This is a genomic window from Thermosipho sp. 1070, from assembly GCF_001682135.1.
In the GTDB taxonomy this organism is placed as follows: Bacteria; Thermotogota; Thermotogae; order Thermotogales; family Fervidobacteriaceae; genus Thermosipho; species Thermosipho affectus.
This window is the reverse complement of the sequence record NZ_CP007121.1, coordinates 892,470-916,200: the sequence shown is the minus strand read 5'-3', so window position 1 is coordinate 916,200 and position 23,731 is coordinate 892,470. Positions and strand designations below refer to the sequence as shown.

Here is a 23,731-nt window from a genome sequence, read left to right as displayed (position 1 = left end):
CCTTAATCCTCCTTAAATACTTCAAATTTTAACGTATCACCAATCTCCATTATACCGTATGTTTCCATTGCTGTCCCGGGATTTATGAAACGCTTTCCACGAAAAATTCTATCTTCAGGTACATGGCTGTGTCCAAATAATATTACATCCACATCGTCATCAAACCAATTTACTATTCTTTCTGGAATCCTTATATGTGAACCGCTTCCATGTGTAAGCCCAATAACATATCTTCCTATCTTTACCACTCTTTGTGCGGGAAGATAATCTTTTACGTCATAATCATCCATGTTGCCAAACACTGCGTAAAAATTTCTATTTAAAGATTGCAAATACAAAACTGTATTTAAATCAACAAAATCACCCAATGCAAAAACTCCATCCAACTCTTTGGAAAGCTCAACAATCTTTGGGTGTATTTCCCTATTTCTAGTGGGAATATGTAAATCGGAAATTACCAAAAACTTCACACACTCCCCCCCTTAAATGGTTATACCATTTATAAACTGATCAATGTTTTTTTGCACATCTGAAATATATGGAATATTTTTAAAATCCATATCTTTTTTCAACACTTCGTTTAAAACATCCACAGCTTCAACAGACAATGTACCTTTTTTTGCCGTCTCATAGGTTATTTCAAAAGCCTTTTCAGCACTAAAACCTTCCCTATATGGTCTATCTTCAAGCAATGCAGAAAAATAATCTGCTACCTGAAGTATTTTATCTTCAAATTCCATATTATCAGAAATTAATCTAAGCGGATATCCCGTTCCATCACACCTCTCCTGATGTCTTACAGCGGGTAAATACCAACTTTCATTCAAATAATCGTGTAGGATAATCATAGAATAATACACGTGTTTTTTCATTATCTTTATCTCGCTTTCTGTTAACTTTCCTTTTTTTTCTAAAATACTTATAGGTGTTGTTATCTTTCCAATATCATGGTACAATCCCGCTAAAAACATGGAGTCTTTATCCAATGAAGCTACACTTGCCATTTCACGTGCTACCGTTGCAACTCTCCATGAGTGATCTTTTGTAAATTTGCTCTTTACATCTACTATAAATGAAATTAAAATCCCCAACTCAACTAAGAAATCTTGGTCTTTTCTTATATCTATAAATTCTTGGATTAGCTTTTCCTTTAATATGTTACGTTTTATATCATCCAATATCCACATCACGTACTCTTTTTTTATGCATTCTACAGCCGCATCAAAAACTTCTTTAAAAAATCTATTTTTTATGGATAAAATCGGAAAAAAGAGATCGTCGTAATCCACATCATCGTTAATAAAATGGTACTTTGATATTTCTTCAGATATTGAAATAACATTCGCATAGATATCATCTTTAAATTTTTCATCCAAAAACTTTGGAACAGCATGGTGCTTTAGGATGATATCCGAATATTCTTTTAGTGAATTTATCTGGCTTATTATAAAACTTCCTATTATAGTATGCATTCTTGTAAGCTCATTAAGACTTGATACATCATGGAGTAAAAGATACGATGAGTTGATATCATCCAAAACAAAACCTTCATGGGGAATTAAAACTCCAATATCATGTATATATCCTGTTATAAATGCCTTTTTATAATCAAGGGAAAGCAATTTTGAAATCTCAGATGATAGAAAGGCTACTTGAAGAGAATGTACACCAAAATTTGGAACTAGATTTATCGTATTAAAAAGAATCTTCATCTTTTACTCCTTTTTTTTTTCTTCATACATTCTAAGATCAGCAATATGTAGTATTTCCCAAAGATCCGTTCCATCATCTGGAAAGATTGCATATCCACAAGAAATTCCCAAATTCACTTTCTTCCCATCGATAATTATATCATATTTTTTAATTATATTCTTAATCCTATTTATTATTACATGTATTTTATCCACATTTTTTGTTATGATTATAAATTCATCTCCTCCGTATCTTACCACTTGATCAGTGGATTTTAATACATTTTTTAATCTCTTTGCCACGACCTTTATAACTTCATCGCCAAATCTATGTCCATATGTATCGTTTATAGATTTAAATTTATTTAAATCACAAAAAATTAATCCAACCCTTTCTTTATTACTTTCGAAAAATTCTTCTATAAAATGCCTGTTTTTTAAACTTGTAAGTTGATCAATATACTTTTGATAGAATAGTTCCTTAAGCTGTCTAAAATCAGATGCAATTTTGGAAAAATTTCTTTGAAAATTATCCAAAAATAGCTTTTCCTTTAGTCCAAGTCTTTTTATCTTAAAATAATCTAAACTTAAAACACCATATACTTTAGAATCAAAAAGCAATGGAATCCCTATCCAAGAAGAAATTCTATTATTTGGTACCCAAGCCCTTGTCTTTGAAACGTCTTTTATATATTTCCACCTCTTGGTATTTAAAACTACATTATACAACGCAAAATCTTGAAAAGAAAGTTTTTTTTCAATTTTTTCAACATCAAACCTTTGGTAAAAATCAGATACAGCAACAAACTTTACCCTTTCTTTATCCTCCACTTCCAAAACAGACCATGCGTCAAATTTTAAAATGGGTAATGATTTATCCGCTAACTTATGGAAAAACTTATCTACACTTTCATCTTTTAAAACTTCCACAGTTGTTTCCAGTAAAATTTTAGATGTCAAAAGGTCAAAATACGATTTAATCAACTTGTCCCTCCAATACTTTCCATAAAGGCTGGTTGAAAAATTTTTCTTTTAACATTTGTGCAGTTGATTTTCCTATACCCGGAATTTTTGTAAGCTCATTAATTGAGTAATCGCCTACTTTTCTTTCCATTTCAATTGCCGTAATAGACCTTCTTCCATGATCCACCACATAAACATCTGATTTTCCTTCGAAAATTCCTATAACACCTATTAGAATAGGGTAAGTACCAAGAGGTCTTGCAAACGTTATATTTCCCTCTTTAAATTCAGAAATTACATTTCGAATGATAGTTCCTTTTGGAAATACTTTTCTTAGCATAGGGGAATCTATTTCTCTTCTAATTAGATATTTATAGTGGTTAAATAACTTTTTATTTACCTTAAGATGCTTTCTCTTGCTCAAATACCAAATAGGTGTATTTGGGACCAAATAAAGCTGCCTTAAATTTATCCTTCTTATCAATACATTATCATTTAAATATTCTTTTAATTTTTTGTACAATATATCATATGACTTTCTTGTTTCACCGTATAAACCAAATATAAAGTTTAATCCAGGTAAAAGCTTTGGTACGCCTTCCACCCTTTTTCCACCAACCTCGTTTACAAGTCTTATTGCAAAATCTATATCATCTACACTTCCTTGGATATTATTCTTTTTTCTTACATCTTCATCAAAACTCTCCACTCCAAATGAAAAGATATCACCAGGCGTGTTGTATTTTACAATTACCTCTATTGCCTTGGCACTTTCTGGATAATATTTTGCTATAAATCCCGGGTTTGCATTGTCTGTATGCAATACTTCCAACTCAGGTGCTACATCTCTAATTCCATTGTACAACTCATTTATTAATAAAATATTAATTTTTGATGAATTTTTGTCAAATCCATACGCAAGTATATTTGCACTTCTTCCTAGTCTAAAAGCCCTTACTCCGCACTTATAAAGGGCTTCGACTTCATCTACTATATCTTTTACAGGTCTTGATGAAAAAATTGGGTGTAAAATTGGCTCACTGCAAAAAGTACAATACGTTCTTCTTTCACACCCCAATGAAACTTCAATTTCGCAGATAACGTCTGGATATCTCGGATGTTGTTTTACAATCTGTGCACCTTCTATAGAAACTTTCCTAATTATTTCGTAGCTTACATTTTCAAATGCATACTTTAAAAAATCTTCAGCTACATCATCTGCTTTTGTACTTTTAAAAAAATTCACAATTGCACCTGTTAAAATTCTAAAAGGCTTTTTGTTTAGCTCAAATAGCTTTTCGATTTCATCTATCGTTATTGGTGTTCCACCGATGTACTTTCCAGGAACTGTAACGGAGGATAAAATAACCATAACATCGTAATCGTTGAAAATTTGCCAATTATCTTTTTCTCTTATTTGGTCTATAGTAGTATATGTTACTTCAAAGCCTTTTAGCAACAAAGTGCCCGCTATATAGCGGGCGTATGTGCTTATATATGGTGGAACTCCTAAAACAGCGGGTTCATCCACATATCCATCAATTAACACGGCTGATTTCATTTTTTATTTCCTCTCTTGTCTCCTTACTTGATTTTTTTATAGTTAAATAAAATGAATCTATCTTAAATTCCCCGTATTTCTTCGAGATTTCAAGGATAACTTCTTCTCCATTTTTGTCTATTGCGTAAATCTCAAGGTTATCTTTTGAAATCTTTGGTGTAAACCACAAAAATTTATTTAAAATACTGTATATCTTATAAGGTAAATCACTTTCATCAGATAATTTTAAAGAAGATAAAATATCCTCAAATGTCTTTGTAGTTGGAAGATAAATAAAGTGCATCTCAGTTAAAATATTACTAAATTTTCTAACAATTTTCGTAAGCATTCCATTTGTTTTTACTGCTTTTATTGTAAACAATTTTTCTGCAATTGTAATTTCTCCATTAAAATCCTTTGAAAGTTTATGTGTATCAAGATACTTATAAAACACATCCTCCAAGTCATTTATAGGTGGTGAAAGTTTTAACTTTTCAGTTCCAATGTAAAATTTTCCATTTAACTTTACCCACGTTATCTTTTTTGGAACTTTTACAAAAACTATTTTGTTACCATCTTTGCAGAAAACTTCCTCATACCTTACCATTTGAAGTTGATCTTTGTAGTATTCAAATATCAATCTAAATGCATGATAAGATTGTGGGAAAATGTATACAGAAATAAATATCGAGAAAAAAAGAAAAAATCTTTTCACTATTTCACCTCTCAAAATCCATCGCTTACCAATGTTATATCATAAATTGGTTCAAATTCCTCCATAACAGGTGCGGTGTTTTTTTGCGTAAAAACCTCATTTTTGGGTTTGTCAATTCCCACGTAAATTAACGAGATTATACTAATTCCCGCTATCAAAATTATCGATTTGTACAACGTAGAAAATCTCTTCTTTTTTTTGATATTATTAATTACCTTTTCTTCCAAAATATCTCCCGGTCTATAGCAAGTGGTTTGTTTTAATAGTTCTATAACTTTTCCGTATCTTTCCTCGGTCATACTATACCTTCCTCCTTAAGAAGATTTTTAAATTTTTTCCTGGCATTGTGAAGTCTGCTCTTTACAGTGCCTTCAGGTATGCTTAGGATATCCGCTATTTCAAGGTAAGACATTTCATCTATATCCCTAAGTTTTATTAATATTCTCTCATTTTCCGGGAGCTTTTCTAGCACTTTATTGATTTTTTCGTATAATAATTCCGATTCCACTTCTTTTTGCACATCTTTTTCTTTATCCGGAATATCTGTTTCTATATCTTCTTCATCGTTTTCCACACTAAAAACTTTCTCACTTTTCTTTTTGAATTTTTCGTAATACGTGTTGCACACATTTAACGTTATTTTATATATCCAAGTAGAAAGTGAAGAGTTTCCCTTAAATTTCTTTATTCCTTTAAATATCCTTAACATAACTTCCTGTACTATGTCATCTACATCATCTGTTCCAAAATACGTTTTGGCAAATGAACCGATCTTTGGCGCATATTCTCTGTACAACCTTCTATATGCCCATTCTTCTCCCCTTTTTAGGGCATCTATAAACTTTTTTTCACCTTCCCAACTAATTTGACTATTGTCTTTTTCTTTGTGTTCAAAAAATTTCAAGTTTTCCACCACCAATTATTTCCCTAAATTCCACTGCATTTAAAAGTGCGTATCCACGATAACAGTTATTAAAGTAAATATACTTTTCCCCTTCAAAATCCTTTATTTTTTCATAAATTTCCAAAAGTTCTTTTCTTTTGTAATTGTAATTATACCTTGTTTTAACATCTCCTTCAAACCACTTTTTATTTTTTCCATGGAGTCTAACGTATAATTTCTCATTTGCATTTATCTTAAATGGATAGAAATCCTTTAACTGTGGTTGATCAATTGTTATTATTTCAAAGTCTTTTGTTTTAAAATCTAACCAAGATATATGTCTAAACTCAACAAACAAATTTTTTATCTTTTTTGAAAGTTTATACAAATATCTTTCACTTTCTGGAGTTTTTTTAAATGAAAACGGAAATTGTGCAAGATAACCTATCAATCTATTTTCGTTTTCCATTTCACAGGTTTCTTGCAAGAATTTATCCACAAGTTCTAAATTTTTTTCGTGTGTTATTCCACCGTGTAGTTTTATTGAAAATACAAAATTTCTTGGAGTTTTTCTTAAAAGAGATACAATACCTTTGTATTTTGGCATTCTATAATACGTGTAGTTTAATTCAACTGTATTAAATGTGTACTTTCCAACGTAATAATTTAACATCTGTGCCTTTTTAATGTCTTTTGGATATACTGTACCTATCCAATCATCAAATTGAAAACCACTTGTTCCTATGTATATCATTTTTCAACTCCATATTCAAGGTGTTCAACAAGGTGAAAGGGTATCTCGTCTATAAAGCTCTTTCCACGTCTTATTAGATAATCATTTCCGTAGAATATTCTAGATGAACCACCTATACTGTGGATTATGTATAGATAATCTTTTGCACGTGTTATTGCAACATAAAATAACCTTTCTTCTTCATCTATGTTATTTTCGCGTAGACTCATTATATGTGGAAAATCACCGGGGTTAACACTTAAAATAAAAACTACTTTCCATTCAAGCCCTTTTGCCTGGTGGATAGTAGTAAGTGTTACCTTTTCTTTTTCGTTGTCTTCATTTCTCATTTCATAGCTTTCACTTATTAATATATCACCAATAAAGTTTTCGGTGTTTTTGTAAAATGACGCCATTTCTATAAGGCGCTCTATATCCTCTCTTCTATCTTTGTAATCTTCAAATTTTTCCTCCATTTTTTTGTGATAAAAGTCTATGTAAAATATCTTTATTCTTTCACCTGGATTTTCTACAGTTAGTGTATTTTTAATAGTTTCCCTTAGTTTTTTAAAATCGGAACTTTTTTCCTTTATTTTGTCTAATGCGCTATATCCTATTTTTGAAATTTCTTCTGCATAGTTGTTTGCCTTTATATTTCCTATGCCATTTACAAGTTTTAGGAGCCGTATCCATGAAATCTTTTCTTCAGGATTTACCGTGGTCTTTAGAAATGCCATGCAATCTTTTACATGTGCTGTTTCGGTAAGTCGTAAACCAGAGTATAACTTAAAAGGAATGTTATGTTTTGAAAGTTCAAGTTGAAGTTCAAGGGAATGTGCGTGTGCTCTGTATAGCACTGCAATGTCATTTAAGGATATTCCGTTATGTTGAAAGTTTACAATTTCATTTGCTACAAAATCTGCTTCATCGTAATGGTCAAATACTTGTACTAAAAATGGTTTTATACCTGTACTTCTTTTTGCGCATAATGTTTTCTTTATAGATTTTTTTGGGAGCATTTCGTTTATAAAATTGACTATTTCTTGTGAACTTCTGTAATTTGTTTGGATTTTGAATGTTTCTGCTTCTTTTTGGAAATCGAGTACATTTTCAAACCTTGCACCTCTAAATGAATAAATGCTTTGTGCATCGTCTCCAACAACTATTAGGTTCTTATGTACAGTTGATAGTAGTTCTACTATTTTAAATTGTACTATATTGGTGTCTTGAAATTCATCAACGAGTATCCACTTGTATCTTTCCGATTCTCTTAATCTGATGCTTTTGCTTGTTGAAAGTATGTGGAGTGTATGGATTAAAAGGTCATCATAATCTACAGAATTTTGAGCTTGTTTTTCTTGTTGGTATTTTATTAATATTTGTTCTATTGTATGTTCTTGTTCTAGAAATCTTGGATTGTATCTTGTTATTGCTTCTTTTAGCGATGAAAGTGTATTGTTCATATATGAATATATTGAGAGCAGTTGCTTTGCAGTTGGTACTGTTTTTCTTTCAGACTTTGGTATTAATTGACTTCTAATGCTTTCCATTAAATCTTTTGCATCCTCACTATCTAGGATGGTAAAGTTTGGTTTTAGTCCAATTGTACTTCCATATCTTCTAAGAAATAGGTTACATACATGATGGAACGTACCTGCCGTAATACCTTCTAGATTTGATTTTGAAACTATTTTAGCCCTTTGTAGCATTTCTTTTGCAGCTGCTTTTGTAAATGTAACAAGCATTATCTCCTGTGGTTTTACACCGGAGTTTATAAGGTATGCTATTTTGTATGTAATTACCCTTGTTTTACCACTGCCAGGTCCTGCTATTACTAATGTTTTCCCTTGTGATTTTGTTACCGCTTCATATTGTTCTTCATCAAGTTCTTTTTCAAACATTTTTTCATCCTTTCTTTATATTTTCTTATTAATAATAATAATATAAGGGTGAAAATTGGAAAGTTATTTTGAAAAAAGGCTTGTAAATTGTTGCTATTTCTTAATTTGTAACTTTCCAATTTTCTAAATGGTAAGTTACCAGTCTTTGGTAAGAAGAAGATAAATACTTATAAAATAAGGTTTTTGGTGGTAAGTTTTTGTTTTTCTTATTATATACGATAAAAGACGATTGTTCGTGATTTTTTAGTGGTAAGAAATTCTACAAATTGGAAAGTAAATTTCTTACCATGTGGTTAGAAATCAATATATAGTGTATAAATCTTTCCAAAGAACTATATGTAGTATATAAACTTTCCAAAATACTTACCGAAGTAGTATTATATTTTGTTCTATATATGCCTTTGCGAGTATGAGCATCTGTCCCCATCCAAATGCACAACCGTATCTAATGTCTATTTCTTCCATGCTTTTAACAATGGTATTATCCGTTATACTTATCCAAGTTCCACCGTCTAAGTTCTTTTGAAACTTTATAGTAACTTTTGATCTAAATCCGTCTTCGTATTCATACCACCAGAATTCCCATAACTTGTTTGGAATTATTTCAATAGTGTATCCCCTATCAATAACCTCTTCACCTGTTAATCTTTCCCATCTAAAGAATATCTTTCCACCGTCTTTTAATTCCATTTTCATGCCATCTGTAAACCATGGATCCCATCCGTTTTCATTTACAAACGTTTTGTATACCTTTTCAACAGGTGCATCTATAAAATCTGTAAAATGCATGGGTTTCAATTTAAGCACAGTATTACCCCTTTCGTATGGATAACAACACTCCCAGTGCAATAGAGAGCATTGCAGCTGTTAATACCCTGTATTCTGCTGGTAGTAAGAATGTAATAGTATGGGCTGGAATCCAAAAAAACGGTATAGTTTTTAGAACAACAAAACCAAAAAATTTATTCCAGTCAATTGTATTTATAACATCACTAAATTTTACGGAAAATATTTCTTTTATTCTTCCTTTTCCCAAGTCTATGTAGGTATCGGTTATTCTATGAAATGCCATAAAAGTTGGAGCAAATATAAGGTTCATCAGTGTGCTGGTAAAAAATGCGTGAAGGAATTTATTTTTTCCTGGAAGAAGTCCTTTTTCCATAACAATATACGTGCCACTTGAAAATAATTCAAATACAAGTACAAAACACATACCTAGAAATCCCCATATAATAAATCTGTATATTAATCCGTATGGTTTTGTATATCTTTTTCTTTGTAATCTCAAAGATAGTACTTCTCCCATAGTTGCAAGTATGGATACCTTTAAAAATCCCATAAAGTATGGATGGGATCTATTTAAAGCTATATAATAGTCATGGAGAAAGATTAAAAGAAAAATTATTAGAAGAAATGTAAATATCCAAATAAAATCACCTTTTTTCATAATATTCCTCCTTATGTATTTCTTTCTATTAATTCAGGTTTAAAGGCAACTGTTTGTCTTTTTCTGCTATATCCCTTTATTTTTCTTAATAACATTTCACCTGCAGTTTTTCCCATTTTCTTTATAGGTTGTTTTATGGTGGTAATATTTAATATGCTGGATAAAGTAAGATTATCAAATCCACAGAGAAAAAAGTCTTCTTTAGGTTCAAGTCCTTTTATCCTTGCAAATTCTATTACCGGGAATGCAAAGTAATCTGTTGTTGCAAATATAAGGGGTTTTTTTGAAATGGAAAAAACAGCTTTTGCAACTTTAATTGCTTCAAGCCAATCGAGATCTATTTTAAATATTTTTGCTACTTTTCTTCCTTTTCTTTCTATTGATTCGATAAATCCACTTACCCTTTCTTCAAAGACGGTACTTTCTAATTTTGTTTTTCTATCGTGTGTTACTATAAATAAATCACCTTCAAAATTAGATAGATAGTCTCCTGCTATCATTCCACCGTAGAAATTATCCAATATTACAGAATCGTACTTTTGCGAATCAAATTCCACCGAAACAACGGGTACATTTTTTGGGATATACTGTTTTAAGAGCTTGTCAACATTTAGCGCATCAATTATTACTCCGTCGGTACCAAGCACAAAATCAGAGCTTTCCCTTACAAATTTATATCTATTTTCACTGTAAAGTGGATATACAAAGGAAGTATATCCTTCTTTTTCAAATACTTCATCTATTCCAGAAAGCAAAAGTTGGTGAAATTCACCAACCATCTGTGGAAAGATAGTGGTTATTATCTTTGTGTGTCCACTTGAAAGCCTTCTTGCATGAGGATTTGGCATGTAACCCATTTCCTGTATAATTTTTAATACATGTTCTTTAGTTCTTGGGTTAACGTGCGGACTGTTATTTATAACCCGCGAAACAGTTCCCACACCAACACCTGCTTTTTTTGCCACATCTTTTATGGTAATATTTTTCTTTTTCATTCTATAATCCTCCTTAGTAGATTTAATGCGTAGAGTGAAGATTTTTCCCTTATTATTTGTCTATTTCCCCTAAAGAGAAAATTTTTTGTAAGATAAACATCTTTTTGTCTATCGTAGGCACAAATCCAAACAGTCCCTACGGGTTTTTCCTTGGTACCACCTGTGGGTCCTGCTATACCAGATACCGAGACGGAATAATCGCTATTTAGAATCTTACATACCCCTTTTGCCATTTCAGTTACGCATTCTTTACTTACAGCTCCAAAAGTTTTAAGGGTATTTTTACTTACATTTAAAACATTTTCCTTTACTTCATTTGAATATGCTACAATTGCGCCTTTAAATACTTTTGAAACACCAGGGAGACTAACAAATTTTGAGGAAATCAATCCACCTGTACAAGATTCTGCAAAGGAGACAGTTTTATCTCCCAATTTTTCAAAGACCACTTCTTCTATTGTTTTGTCGTCAAATGCGTAAATATAATCGGATAATTTTTCCTTAAGTAAATTTACTATTTCATCTACTTTTTTTCTTTCACCGGTAAACCTTAATTCCACACCTGTGATATGACTTGCCATTGTTGCAACGTTGATATCGTGTTTGTATATTATATCTTTGTATTTTTCTACTAATACGGCCTCTGGAATACCCAAAAATTTAACCCTTCTTTGATATATTTTTTCACATTTTTCTATGTAGTTTAACGCTTTATCAAAAATAGGTTTCATTTCAACAGGAGGACCTGGAAGAATAATTATATTATCAATTATTTGTCCAGGTGCTGTTCCAACGGGATTTTCTATTATCCTTGCACTTTCTATTACCCATGCTTGTTTTTTTACATTTTCTGGCACTTCTCTGTGAAATTTTTTTACCTTTTCTAATATGCTTTTGTATATTTTATCTGAAAATACGAGTTTTTTTCCAATGGCTTTGGAAACCGCCTCTCTTGTTAGATCATCTTCTGTAGGACCTAAACCTCCAGTTGTTATTAATAAATCTGCTTTTTTTAAGGAACTTTTAATTTCTTCTACCAATATTTTCATGTCATCTGGAAGTGTTTTTATAGCTATAGTTTTGTATCCAAAATCTAATAACTTTCTTGATATATATTTTGAGTTTGTATCTAGTATTATTCCCTCGACTAGTTCATTTCCTATTGCCAAAATTATGGATTTTTTCATATGAATTCACCTCTTTTCGTGTTTGGAACGTTTCCAAATATATGATACCACAAAAAAAGAAAAGCTGTAACTTTAAAGAAACACGAAATATAACAAAAAATAGTAAAATTTTACTAAAAGGAGGGATAATATGCCTCAAAAATTTATTGTGGTTACTGGTGGTGTATTAAGTGGAATAGGAAAGGGAATTTTTTCCGCATCTCTTGCCAGGATTTTAAAAGATAGTGGTATAGATGTTAATATATTAAAGATAGATCCTTACTTAAATGTAGATGCGGGGACTATGAATCCAAATCAGCACGGTGAAGTATTTGTTACAGACGATGGTTATGAGGCAGACCTTGATTTGGGACATTATGAAAGATTTTTGGGAATAAACGTTTCAAGAAAAAATAATATTACGGCGGGGCAGATATACTTTTCCGTTATCCAACGTGAAAGGGATGGGAGGTATTTGGGTTCCACCGTTCAAATAGTACCTCACGTCACATCTGAAATTAAAGATAGAATTAAGTCAATGGATGGAGAACTCTTGGTAATAGAAATAGGGGGAACAGTTGGAGATATAGAGGGTGAAGTGTTTTTAGAAGCGGTAAGGGAACTTGCCTTTGAAGTGGGTAGGGAAAATTTCCACTTTGTGCATGTAACATATGTTCCATATCTTAGAACCACAAATGAGTTTAAGACCAAACCCACTCAGCAATCTGTTCAGCTTTTAAGGAAAATAGGTATTCACCCTGACACTATAATAGTTAGAACGGAAATGCCTATCGATGCTAATAGTTTGTTTAAGGTAGCGTTATTTAGTGGTGTACCAAAAAATAGGGTGATAAATCTCCCAGATGTATCAAATGTATACGAGGTACCAGTGGTACTTCACTCGTTAAATTTACATAATCTTATTTCTGAAAAATTGGACTTGGATATTAAAGATAATTTTTCTTGGAGTTATCCAAAATCATTTGAGCTTTTAAAAATAGGAATTGTAGGAAAATACCTTGGTACAGATGATGCATACAAAAGTATAATTGAATCTGTATACCTTTCTGGTGCTCAAAAACCCGTGATTGTAGATGCACAAGAACTTGAAGATATGACAGATGTACAGGTAAAAGATTACCTTGATGGTTTTGATGCGTTAATTATACCAGGAGGGTTTGGAAGAAGGGGAATAGAAGGTAAAATAAAGGCGATAAAGTATGCGCGTGAGAATAAAAAACCCATTCTTGGAATATGCCTTGGTATGCAACTTATGGCAATTGAATTTGCAAGAAACGTCGGAGGATACGAAGGGGCAAATTCCACAGAATTTGATCCGAATACACCGTATCCCGTGGTTAATATGATGGAATCTCAAAAAGAAATTTTAAAACTAGGTGGTACTATGAGGCTTGGAGCTCAAAAGACAAATGTTTTAGAAAACACACTTTTGAGCAAAATATACGGCAACCAATTAGTAATATACGAAAGACATAGACACAGATACGAAGTTGATGCCGAATCATTTTCAGATATATTTAAATTACCTGGTAATGAGGGTTATAAATTAACGATTTCTGCAAAATCAGATTTTGTTGAGGCTGTGGAATTGGAAGATCATCCATTTTTCTTGGGAGTACAGTACCATCCAGAATACAAATCAAAGGTTGGAACACCTCATCCAATTTTTAAGTGGTTAGTAAATATTGCAGGTGGAAAGAAATGATAGATTACCATTTACACAGTAACTTTTCCGCAGATTCCACATCTTCTATAGATGATATACTAAGTATGGCTGGAAATTTGAGTATAATAATAACGGATCACTATGAAGCAGTGGATGGTGAGGAAAGTTTTAAATTTGATGTGGAAGTGTATAAAAGAGAGATGAGAAAAAGGAATCTACCAATAGGTGTGGAATTTGGATGGGACGGAAAAGGAAAGATTGATATAGATTTAAAGGAATTTGATTTTGTTATTCTTTCAAATCATAAGAGATATGATGAAAAAGATAGACAAAAGGTATATGAGAAGTATCTTTTGGATTTATACACATTTGTAAAGAAAATAGATGATTTTCACGTACTAGGGCATCTTGATTTTCCAAGGAGGTTTTCTGATGGTTTTGAACCTTTTTCTAAAAAGCTTTATCCAATTATTGAAGATGTGTTAAGACTTGTACTTGAAAAGGGAAAAACAATCGAAGTTAATACTGCTGGTATTTTTAGATATGGTGAGCCAAATCCTTCAATTGATATTTTAAAACTCTTTAAGAAACTTGGTGGAAAATATGTTACAATAGGTTCCGATGCCCATAAAGTAGAACATGTTGGAAGGGGAATAGAAAAGGTGTATGAAATTTTAGAAGAGGTAGGTATAAAGTATTTGATGGTATATGAGAATGGGTGGAAAATATCTTCTAAAAATATATAAAGGAGGAGAAAGTATGATTAGTGCAAAACTTGTTAAGGAGCTTAGAGATAGAACGGGTGCTGGAATGATGGAATGTAAAAAGGCACTAGAAGAGTCAAACGGAGATATAGAAAAGGCCATAGAGGTCTTAAGAAAAAGGGGTATTGCAAAGGCTGCAAAAAAGGCATCAAGGGAAACAGGAGAAGGTATAATTGCATCTTATGTACATTTTAACAAAAGAATAGGAGTTTTGGTGGAATTAAATTGTGAAACAGACTTTGTTGCAAGAACAGAAGAATTCCAAGAACTTGGAAACAAAATAGCAATGCACATTGCTGCAATGTCACCAAGATGGGTAAAAAGAGAAGAAGTACCACAAGAGGTTATCGAAAAAGAAAAGGATATCTACAGAGAACAACTCAAAGATTCTGGAAAACCAGAAAATGTTATTGAAAGAATAATTGAAGGAAAATTAAACAAATTCTTTGAGGAAAATTGTCTTTACGAACAAAAATTTGCATTTGATGAAGAAAAGACAGTTGAGGATATGATAAAAGAAGCAATTGCAAAGATAGGAGAAAATATCAAAGTTTCAAGATTTGTTAAATTTACAGTAGGTGAATAATTATTAAAAGTCCAGTTCCACTTGGAACTGGACTTATGCTATTTTTTTTGCGTTTTTTCTGATAACACAATCATCAATTGTAACTTCTTTATTTAAAACTCCTTTTGCAAAAGCTTTGCAATTTGCATATCCGCAGGCACCGCAATCCATGTTTGGTAAATCGTGTAATACTTCCTTTATGTTTTTATACGTGTAATTGTTGTTTGAGATTTCATTTAAAATGTCTTCTCTTTTAACTAATTTTTCCATAATGTATCCCATCAGTAAAATAGCCGGTATTGTTAATATATATCTTGTTAGTGCAAAAGATAGTCCAAGAAAGCTTGATTCGACCATAAACATTACGATTTTAACTACTGCCCATGAACTAATAATTATCACTAAATTTGCAATACTTGCCCCTTTGAAAAATAGAGCTTGTGCAATGGGAAAAGCCGCGTATATTGGACCTGCCGATATTGCACCTGTAAATATTGATAAGAGTTTACCCTTTATCCCAGATTTTTTTCCAAAGTGTTTCATTATAATTTCTGAAGGTACCCATACTGTTATTAGTGAAGATATTATAAGAATGGGTGGCATAACTTCTAGCATTTCTATAAGAAATCCTTTTGTCATTTCCAAACCTTTGTAAAATATCGATGGTTTTACAAAAAATGCTATAGTATAGAGAAATATACTAATAAATATTAATTTATTGTTTTTTATTAATTTAATCACAATATCACCGCCATACCTGAGGCTATTAATATTGCAGCAACAAAACTTAACCATAACCTATGTAGTGTAAATTTTTTTCCAAAATACTTTGTTTCTATTGGCATAGTTGCAAAACCTACCATTGTTAGTGTGGTTATGAATGCAGCAATTGCAGTTAAGTTAGCACCACTTTGATAAAGTGATTTGGATAGTGGAAAGGCTATAAAAGCGGGTATTATAGTTAAGGCCCCTATAATTGCTCCATAAAGCGTGCTTAAAAATTCATTTGAATTTCCAAGTAGTTGCTTTATGAGTTCTGGTGGTAATATTGCCAAAACTAGACCAACTAATGCCATAACTCCTATTATTTCGATAAATGTCTTTATAAGGAGATTTTTTGATAAGATAAGGCTTTCTTTTGTTTTTTCTTTACTTTTAAATATTGACCAAGTTAAAAATAGTATTGCTATGACGATTAAAATTATAGTGTTCATTAAATCACTCCTTTTATAAATTTTTCTAATTTCATTATATTTTACACAAGAAAATAAAACCGTGATTTCAATCACGGTTTTATTCAAAAAGCCTTTTATTTATGATTTTAATGTGATTTTTATCTATTATCTTTATTATCCCCTCTTTTTCTAGTTCTTTAATCTTTTTTGAAACAACTTCTCTTACGCTACCGATATCATTTGCTATTTTTTGTTTTGACTTAAAAAATATTACATCACTGTTTTGAGTTTTATGTAGTAGTGAGAAGTACTTTATTATCCGTTCTTTTACAGATTTAATAATGAGTATATCTATTACATTTGATAAATTTACCATTTTTCTTGATATTTCATTCAAATAAGTAATAAGGAATTCTTCGTTATTTTTTAACAAAAATAAAATTCCTTCCTTAGAGATTTCCATTATTTCTGATTTCTTTTCGGAGATTATAAAGGATGGATAAAATTCACCAGCAAATATTAGCCCTTCACCAAAGCTTTCCATTTCACTTATATATTTTACAACTTGTTCATTTCCTTCTGATGTAAATTTTACAACTTTTAGTCTTCCCTTTAAAACAACACTTATTTGTTCCAATTTTTCATGTGGTGAGTGTAATACTTCATTTTTTTCTATATGGAAAATTTTACAATGTTCTTTGATATTTTCTTTTAAAGATAAAATTTCTTTTGTAATGTTTTTTTTACTAATCAATTTTACTCCTCAAATGTCTCATACTTTTCTTTTGTAAAGTATTATTTGGATTCTATCTGAGACATCTTCTGAAGTATCGGATATGTCAGCTATTCTGTGTACTAGCTTTTTTAATTGTATTTTTTCCGCAAGTGATATATCAAGATTAAATATCTTTCTTATTGTTTCCCTTTCTATATCATCTGTTTTATGTTCGAACTTTTCCGTTTCTATTATCATCTCACTTGCTTTATCAAAATCTTTAAACATCTTTTTTGCGGCTTTTTTTAAGGCTTTATAGGTTTCAAGAGATGTTTCAACGAGATCTATAATATTTTCTCTAATTTCTTGTGGGATTACTAGATTTTGTAGATCTATCTCATCGGCTACTGATTCTGCTTTGTTTGCAATTCTATCTAGTGCTTCAATGGTACCCAAAAGGTCTCCCCTAAAGTTTGGAAGAAATGCACCGGAGTACATTTCAAGTTCTGCTTTTCTTCTAATTTGATCTGTCTGTGATTCTATTTTTCTAACTTCCTCGGCAAGCTCCTTTCTTTTTTCTATATCATTTTCCTTTACAAGTTCTACCAATTTTTTTATGGTATCTTCTACGGAATCCAAATGACTTTCAAATAACTCAATTACTAGTTGCTCTTTTTTACCAAAAAATAGACTCATATTATTTTCCTCCTTTTATACCAGTCTCATTAAATAGTATATCAGAAAAGTTATAGCCCCTGCAATTACAGGGGTATTAATCCAAGCACTAACTATTTTGAAAATAATTTTTTTACTTGAAATTCTCGAGCCCTTTGCATATCCTGCACCTATAACTGCCCCTACTATTGCTTGCGATGTTGAGACGGGTATACCAAGCAGCGCGTAGATCCATACGGTAATAGATTCGCCTAATACCGCAATTGCAGAGGAATAATAATCAAGCTCTATTATTTGTGTACCCACTGTGTACATTACCTTGTAACTATACGTTAAAACACCCAATGCTATACTTATTCCACCTAACAATGCGGCATTTTTAATTCCAATGGCATTTGCAAATACCCCTGTGATATTTGCAACGTTATTTGCACCAAGTGAGTATGCACCATATGCCCCTATTATTAATGTTGCAAAAAATATAACTTTTTCCTTTACATAAATAGATTTTATTTTATTAAATGGCCTTGCAAAGATTTTATACGATATATAACTAAAAAAGATACCACCAATTGGTGTAAAAAACCACGCAAGAAAAAGTTTTGAGAGTATGCCCCATTTTACTGTACCTTCTATTAAAGAAGTTGCAATTATTGAACCTACTATTGCCTGGGAAGAAGAAACAGGGACACCTATATAAGTCATGGTGGTCATTGTAATAGCAGACGAAAGTACGGATATTGCAGCAAGTTTTAAGTCGCTTGCGGAAATACTGCTAATAGTTAAAATACCTTTTTCTCCACCAATAATTGCACCGATTATTATAAATATTGCAGAAATTACTGTTGCAGTTCGATATTTAATAATTCTATTTGACACTGCGGTTCCAAATATATTCGCCGCATCATTTGCTCCAAGAGACCAGCCAAAAAAAACAGCTGGAAGTAGGTATATAAATATTTACACCACCTCCCAATTTCTTATTTATTTTAACAATTACTATATAGTAACATATTTTATTTTTTGATGAAAATTTAAAAAATGGAAATTTTAAGAAGATAATTTAGAATAATTGAGATAAACGCCGAAAAAGTGGGTGTAAGAATCCAAGTGAGGAATATTTGGATAATTACTTTTTTGTTTGTTATCTTTGATCCCTTTGCGTATCCTGCACCTATGACTGCGCCAACAATGGCCTGGGAGACGGATACGGGTATTCCGACAAGTGAGTATATCCACACAGTTATAGCTTGACCAAGTGAAGATACAGCAGAGGAAAAATAATCTAATTCCATTATTTTTTTACTTATAGTGTACATAACCTTTTTATTTGAAAGTAGCGCCCCAATTGCCATACTTATGCCGCCTATAAATGTTGCATTTTTAATTCCAATATTGTTTGCAAAAACTCCGGTAATGTTTGCAACGTTATTTGCTCCAAGGGAATATGCACCGTATGAACCTATGATTAATGTTGAAAGTATTATGATTTTCTCCCTTGTTTGTATCGATTTTATCTTATTAAACAGTGGAGATAAAGTTTTATATAATAAGTATGTAAAGATTATCCCACCAATGGGTGTAAAAATCCAGGCAAGAAAGAGTTTTAAAAGAAGTTTTGTATTTAGATTATTGGTTAATAAATTTATACCAATTATTGCTCCAACAATAGATTGTGAAGAAGACGAAGGAATGCCAATTTTTGAGAGTATAAACATGGTAATTGCGGCTGAAATAACGGAAATTGTTGCACTGTAAATATCAATATTTGAAAAGGTGCTTATAGTTCTTATTCCATTTTCTCCACCGATTATTGCACCTAAAAAGGTAAAAATAGCCGCAATTATTGTGACTTTTCTGTATTTTAATATTCCCATTTCTACAGAAGGGCCAAAGATATTTGCAGAATCATTTGAACCCAGTAGTATACCAAAGATTATAGAAGAAAGTAAATACATTTATTCTCTCCTTTCATTTTACATTTTGCTTTATATTTTAACTTAGAAAGCAAAAAAAAACAACCCCTTGCAAAATTTGCAAGGGGTTTTACACTCATTTTTTGTTATTTTATAACATTTCTTTTGCTTTGCTTAACCCCAATTCAAATGCCTTTATATTTAAATCTACAGCTTTTGGTGGAACACTAACTTTAATTACTTCCTTTATTGTTTGGGAAGAGAGTGGAAAGTCTGGTGTTGATGTTAAAGCGCCAATTAATACCACATTTGTTGTAATTATATTTCCCGCCTCTTTTGCAAGGCTTTCTGCATCAAAACTTAAATATTTTGCGTTAAAATTTTTTTCTACGATATCTTTAATTTCTTCATGTGAAGGGTATTTTGCAAGTCCCATTGATACTTGTACAGGTTGAATGGGTCTGGAATTTGTAAATACAAGACCACCTTCTTTTAAGTAATTGATATATCTTAATGCTTCTACTGGTTCAAATGATATTATCACATCTGCCTTTCCTTCTGGTACCATCGCACCGTAGACATTTTCGCCAAACCTTACATAAGATATAACGCTACCGAATCTTTGGCTCATTCCGTGTACTTCTCCTACTCTAACTTTGTAGCCTTCTTTTAGTGCGGCCCATCCAAGTAGGTTTGCAGCTGTTAGTATTCCCTGTCCTCCTACACCTGTAATAACTATATTGTATTCTTTAACCATTATTTCGCCTCCTTTACAAGTTCAAAGGCTCCAAATGGACATATTTGTGCACAGCTTCCACAACCCCAACACATGGTAGGATCAATTTTTGCCTTGTTATTTTCACTATCCCAGAATATTGCAGGGCATCCAAATGTGGTGACACATACTTTACAACCTGTACATTTATCTGGATTAACCCTAAATGTGGGTAATTTTTGTTTTTTCTTTCTTGCTTGACTTACCCTATGTAAAGCACACACTTGTCTTGATACAACAACACTAACACCGTCTACATCCAATGCTTTTTTGATTACTTCGGTTGTTTTCTTTATGTTGTACGGATTTACTACTTCGACGAAATCTGCCCCCATAGCCTTTACCACATCTTCAATGGGGATTCTTTTTCCAGGTCCATGTGGGGTATCTCCAGTACCTGGATTTGGTTGATCACCAGTCATAGCTGTAATTTCGTTGTCTACAATTACCACCAGTATGTTTGATCTATTGTATATGGCATTTGCTATTGCGGGAAGTCCCGTATGATAAAAGGTAGAATCTCCTATTGTTGCAACAATTACTTCTTTTTTATTGTATATTTCTTCATTTGTTGCACCATTTAGTGATACGCTAAGTCCATGTGCTATCCCAATTGATCCACCCATTGCAACTGTTGTGTCAACGGCACTAAGAGGTGGCAATACACCTAAGGTATAACATCCTATATCACTTGGAAAAATTGCATTTTTTCTTGTAGCTTTGTTAATTGCAAAAAATGAATTTCTATGTGGACATGCGGGACACAATGAAGGTGGTCTTGGTGGAAGCATTGAGCTTATTTCTTTGTATTTTTCTTCTAGTGCGTTAAAATCAATGGGCGTGTCGATGTTTAAAAATTTCGAAATAGCTTTTACTGCACGTTTTGTATCCATTTCGTATGTTCTTGGTACAATGTTTTTGCCATATATAGGAATGGTGTAACCCTTATCATATGCCCACAATTTTATCTGTTCTTCAACAACTGGTTCAAGCTCTTCAACTATTAATACTTTTTCAAGTCCTTCTAAGAACTTTTCGACAAGTCCAAATGGAACGGGATATGGAGTTGAAAGTTTAAGGACTTTTACGTTGTTTATTCCCAGCCAGGAGATAGCTTCTTTTACATATGCATATGAAAGACCTGAGGTAATGATTCCTACCTTTCCATCACCTTCTATTCTGTTGAATGGACAGTTGTTAAATTCTTCTCTAATTTTTTCTATGTTTTCAAGAATTTTTGGATGAAACGTTCTAGAATGTGCGGGTATATCAACAAACCTTTTTGGATCTTTTTCAAATTTTCCAACTCTTCTTATTTTGTTTACTATTTCATCTGGTAATTTATCTAATACCACATCTCCCCTCATGTGTGAAGACCTAGTTGTTGTTCTGAAAATTACCATGTGTTTGTACTTTTCGCTAATTTCAAAACCGTATTTTGTAAGGTCTTTTGCTTCTTGAACACTGCATGGTTCTAATACGGGAACATTTGCAAATTTCCCAAAAACCCTTGTATCTTGCTCATTTTGTGAGGACCACATGCTTGGATCATCTGCGACCATTATAACAAATCCACCTTCTACTCCCATTCCTACGGCACTCATAAATGAATCTGCAGCAACGTTTAACCCCACATGTTTCATAGCAGTCATCGCGCGAAGACCACTCCATGCAGCGGATAAAGCCGTTTCGAATGCCACTTTTTCGTTTGTAGAGTATTCCATATAAACGCCTGCATCTTTTGCTACTGCTGCCATTGTATCCGTTAGTTCGGAACTAGGAGTTCCAGGGTATGCAGCAAAGAGTGCTATGCCAGCTTCGAGTGCTCCTCTTGCTATTGCATGGTTACCTAAAAGGAGTATCTTTTCACCGGGTTTGTTCAACAAGACCATATTAGAAACTTTTGCCATTTTATCACCCCTTTTTAGTTTCTTCATTTTTATTTTCTAATATAAGTAATGATTTTGCAAACCGTAATATTTTCCATTTTAGGTGATAAGATTTGGAATATTTAATATATTGATTTTTTTCACAAATGTTAATAGAAAAGGAAAAAAAGAAAAGAAGTTAAAATATAAATTTATATAATTTTTAACAAGAAAGTGTAAAAATTAGAGTTATAATAAAAAATGTGATAGGGAGGTGGACTTGTGGAAAAGGTATTTGCATTATCTATTGTAATAGTTGCATATGGGTATATTATTTTCGGTAAAAAGTATAAGGCGCCTATAGTTTTTGGGTTGGCGATTTTAGTTTCCGCACTTAAGCTTATTGAGGGATTAGAACCGGAGAATATTAGTAGAGTAGTAGATTTTAACACATTAGGTCTTCTTGCGGGAATGACCGTTATAGTGGAGTTTTTGAAAAAAACGGGTCTTTTTCAGTTTTTGGCTATACGTGTGGTAAAAATAGGTGGCAAGAGGTTTTTTTTGACCATAACTGGGTTGATGATTTTAGTAGCTGTATCTTCTGCTTTTTTGGATAACCTTGTTACGATAATCCTTATAGCCCCTATGATCTTTCTTATTACAGATTCACTTGGCTTAAATCCCATTCCGTTTTTAATGCTAACCATCTTTATAGACAATATTGGTGGAATGTCTACATTGATTGGTAGCCCTTTAAACCTTGTGCTTGGTTCAGTAAGCGGTTTAGGTTTTAATGATTTTATTAAAAACATGGGATTGATTACCATAATCTCATTTGCTATTACTATGCTTTTGTTTAAAAAATATACAGTAGTTGATAAAGATGTTGAAGAAAAACTTGAAAAGCTTTCAGATATTGATGAAACAATGGCTATTACGGATAAAAAGTCTTTGAGATTTACACTATTAGTTTTTCTTATAGTACTTTCCCTTTTTGGTCTTCATCAAGTAGTAGAGGTTGATCTTTCATTTGTTGCATTACTTGGAGCGGTAGCTGTGATACTGTTTCACAAGAAGAATTTTAATGATATAAGTAATGAGATAGATTGGGATACTTTATTTTTCTATGCAGGGCTTTACATTTTGTCATATGCACTTGAAGAAGTGGGTATTACACGCCTACTTGCAAATATGTTTTTACCACTTTCTGGACATCTATTTTACTCGCTTCTTGCAATATTTGCCTTTACTTCAATTGCAATTCCTTGGCTTAGTGCTGTTCCAGGAACTTTGATTATTGCACCTGTTATAAAGATTTTGGTGAATGCCGGTTTTTCACCTTCTTTTTGGTGGATATATGCGGTAAGCGCAAATCTTGCCACTAACCTTACGCCACTTGGTGCCGTTCAGAATATTGTGGGGGTTAATTTACTTTCAAAACAAATAGGTAGAGAATTTTCATTTGGTGAATATATAAAGTGGGCGTTTAAACCTTATCTTTTGACTAGTTTAGTTGGATTTACATTTGTTATGGTAAAGCTTTATATAGGAGGTTAA

General features: G+C 32.1%; 25 protein-coding genes. 4 read left to right on the top strand and 21 right to left on the bottom strand.

The window, feature by feature from the left end; all coding sequences use genetic code 11:
- Positions 1-2: 2 nt before the first annotated feature.
- The 13 genes from Y592_RS04580 to Y592_RS04520 form a co-directional block, all read right to left on the bottom strand.
- Positions 3-470 (bottom strand): metallophosphoesterase family protein, encoded by a 468-nt coding sequence (locus Y592_RS04580; RefSeq protein WP_075665839.1) that lies wholly within the window; start codon positions 468-470, stop codon positions 3-5.
- Between the two features lie 12 nt (positions 471-482).
- Positions 483-1,712: an HD-GYP domain-containing protein gene (locus tag Y592_RS04575; RefSeq protein ID WP_075665838.1), complete on the bottom strand. Its 1,230-nt coding sequence runs from the start codon at positions 1,710-1,712 to the stop codon at positions 483-485.
- A 3-nt stretch (positions 1,713-1,715) separates the two neighbouring features.
- Positions 1,716-2,675, bottom strand: coding sequence for a sensor domain-containing diguanylate cyclase (locus tag Y592_RS04570; protein ID WP_232218155.1), 960 nt, complete (start codon positions 2,673-2,675; stop codon positions 1,716-1,718).
- Positions 2,668-4,215: a radical SAM protein gene (locus tag Y592_RS04565; RefSeq protein WP_075665837.1), complete on the bottom strand. Its 1,548-nt coding sequence runs from the start codon at positions 4,213-4,215 to the stop codon at positions 2,668-2,670. Before Y592_RS04565 ends, Y592_RS04570 begins: the two co-directional genes overlap by 8 nt.
- Positions 4,193-4,909, bottom strand: a complete 717-nt coding sequence (locus tag Y592_RS04560) for a hypothetical protein (protein WP_075665836.1) — start codon at positions 4,907-4,909, stop codon at positions 4,193-4,195. The genes Y592_RS04565 and Y592_RS04560 overlap by 23 nt, the downstream gene beginning before the upstream one ends.
- Before the next feature lie 11 nt (positions 4,910-4,920).
- On the bottom strand, positions 4,921-5,208 hold the full coding sequence (locus Y592_RS04555) for a hypothetical protein (RefSeq protein ID WP_075665835.1): 288 nt from the start codon (positions 5,206-5,208) through the stop codon (positions 4,921-4,923).
- Positions 5,205-5,813, bottom strand: coding sequence for an RNA polymerase sigma factor (locus Y592_RS04550; protein WP_075665834.1), 609 nt, complete (start codon positions 5,811-5,813; stop codon positions 5,205-5,207). Before Y592_RS04550 ends, Y592_RS04555 begins: the two co-directional genes overlap by 4 nt.
- Positions 5,800-6,546, bottom strand: coding sequence for a DUF72 domain-containing protein (locus Y592_RS04545; RefSeq protein WP_077287401.1), 747 nt, complete (start codon positions 6,544-6,546; stop codon positions 5,800-5,802). The genes Y592_RS04550 and Y592_RS04545 overlap by 14 nt, the downstream gene beginning before the upstream one ends.
- A complete protein-coding gene (locus Y592_RS04540; RefSeq protein ID WP_088368899.1) occupies positions 6,543-8,426 on the bottom strand; it encodes an ATP-dependent helicase in 1,884 nt (627 codons plus the stop codon). The genes Y592_RS04545 and Y592_RS04540 overlap by 4 nt, the downstream gene beginning before the upstream one ends.
- Before the next feature lie 363 nt (positions 8,427-8,789).
- A complete protein-coding gene (locus Y592_RS04535; RefSeq protein WP_075665831.1) occupies positions 8,790-9,233 on the bottom strand; it encodes an SRPBCC family protein in 444 nt (147 codons plus the stop codon).
- A 4-nt stretch (positions 9,234-9,237) separates the two neighbouring features.
- Positions 9,238-9,873: a hypothetical protein gene (locus tag Y592_RS04530; protein WP_075665830.1), complete on the bottom strand. Its 636-nt coding sequence runs from the start codon at positions 9,871-9,873 to the stop codon at positions 9,238-9,240.
- An 11-nt stretch (positions 9,874-9,884) separates the two neighbouring features.
- On the bottom strand, positions 9,885-10,868 hold the full coding sequence (locus Y592_RS04525) for a LacI family DNA-binding transcriptional regulator (RefSeq protein ID WP_075665829.1): 984 nt from the start codon (positions 10,866-10,868) through the stop codon (positions 9,885-9,887).
- A complete protein-coding gene (locus tag Y592_RS04520) occupies positions 10,865-12,055 on the bottom strand; it encodes a competence/damage-inducible protein A (RefSeq protein ID WP_075665828.1) in 1,191 nt (396 codons plus the stop codon). The genes Y592_RS04525 and Y592_RS04520 overlap by 4 nt, the downstream gene beginning before the upstream one ends.
- Before the next feature lie 130 nt (positions 12,056-12,185).
- Between Y592_RS04520 and Y592_RS04515 the strand changes: the two genes are divergently transcribed.
- From Y592_RS04515 to tsf, 3 genes are read left to right on the top strand one after another with little or no spacing between them, the layout of a single operon-like run.
- Entirely contained in the window at positions 12,186-13,760 is a 1,575-nt protein-coding gene (locus Y592_RS04515; protein WP_075665827.1) for a CTP synthase, read from the top strand.
- On the top strand, positions 13,757-14,467 hold the full coding sequence (locus Y592_RS04510) for a PHP domain-containing protein (RefSeq protein WP_075665826.1): 711 nt from the start codon (positions 13,757-13,759) through the stop codon (positions 14,465-14,467). The genes Y592_RS04515 and Y592_RS04510 overlap by 4 nt, the downstream gene beginning before the upstream one ends.
- A gap of 13 nt (positions 14,468-14,480) precedes the next feature.
- A complete protein-coding gene (tsf, locus tag Y592_RS04505) occupies positions 14,481-15,071 on the top strand; it encodes a translation elongation factor Ts (protein WP_075666706.1) in 591 nt (196 codons plus the stop codon).
- Positions 15,072-15,104: 33 nt separating this feature from the next.
- On the opposite strand, the gene Y592_RS04500 is transcribed toward tsf, so the two are convergent.
- The 8 genes from Y592_RS04500 to iorA form a co-directional block, all read right to left on the bottom strand.
- Entirely contained in the window at positions 15,105-15,791 is a 687-nt protein-coding gene (locus Y592_RS04500; protein ID WP_198022705.1) for a permease, read from the bottom strand.
- Positions 15,788-16,264 (bottom strand): permease, encoded by a 477-nt coding sequence (locus Y592_RS04495; RefSeq protein WP_075665824.1) that lies wholly within the window; start codon positions 16,262-16,264, stop codon positions 15,788-15,790. The genes Y592_RS04500 and Y592_RS04495 overlap by 4 nt, the downstream gene beginning before the upstream one ends.
- 79 nt (positions 16,265-16,343) lie before the next feature.
- Positions 16,344-16,979: a Crp/Fnr family transcriptional regulator gene (locus Y592_RS04490; RefSeq protein ID WP_198022704.1), complete on the bottom strand. Its 636-nt coding sequence runs from the start codon at positions 16,977-16,979 to the stop codon at positions 16,344-16,346.
- 18 nt (positions 16,980-16,997) lie between these two features.
- Positions 16,998-17,636, bottom strand: coding sequence for a TIGR00153 family protein (locus tag Y592_RS04485; protein ID WP_075665823.1), 639 nt, complete (start codon positions 17,634-17,636; stop codon positions 16,998-17,000).
- A 15-nt stretch (positions 17,637-17,651) separates the two neighbouring features.
- Positions 17,652-18,569 carry an inorganic phosphate transporter gene (locus Y592_RS04480; protein ID WP_077287388.1) on the bottom strand — a complete coding sequence of 306 codons (918 nt, stop codon included), beginning with the start codon at positions 18,567-18,569 and terminating at the stop codon, positions 17,652-17,654.
- 80 nt (positions 18,570-18,649) lie between these two features.
- Positions 18,650-19,573: an inorganic phosphate transporter gene (locus tag Y592_RS04475; RefSeq protein WP_075665821.1), complete on the bottom strand. Its 924-nt coding sequence runs from the start codon at positions 19,571-19,573 to the stop codon at positions 18,650-18,652.
- A 109-nt stretch (positions 19,574-19,682) separates the two neighbouring features.
- Positions 19,683-20,288 (bottom strand): indolepyruvate oxidoreductase subunit beta, encoded by a 606-nt coding sequence (locus Y592_RS04470; protein ID WP_075665820.1) that lies wholly within the window; start codon positions 20,286-20,288, stop codon positions 19,683-19,685.
- Positions 20,288-22,216 (bottom strand): indolepyruvate ferredoxin oxidoreductase subunit alpha, encoded by a 1,929-nt coding sequence (iorA, locus tag Y592_RS04465; RefSeq protein WP_075665819.1) that lies wholly within the window; start codon positions 22,214-22,216, stop codon positions 20,288-20,290. Before iorA ends, Y592_RS04470 begins: the two co-directional genes overlap by 1 nt.
- Before the next feature lie 240 nt (positions 22,217-22,456).
- On the opposite strand from iorA, the gene Y592_RS04460 reads away from it, so the two are divergent.
- Complete coding sequence (locus Y592_RS04460) at positions 22,457-23,731, top strand: SLC13 family permease (RefSeq protein WP_088368898.1); 1,275 nt, start codon at positions 22,457-22,459, stop codon at positions 23,729-23,731.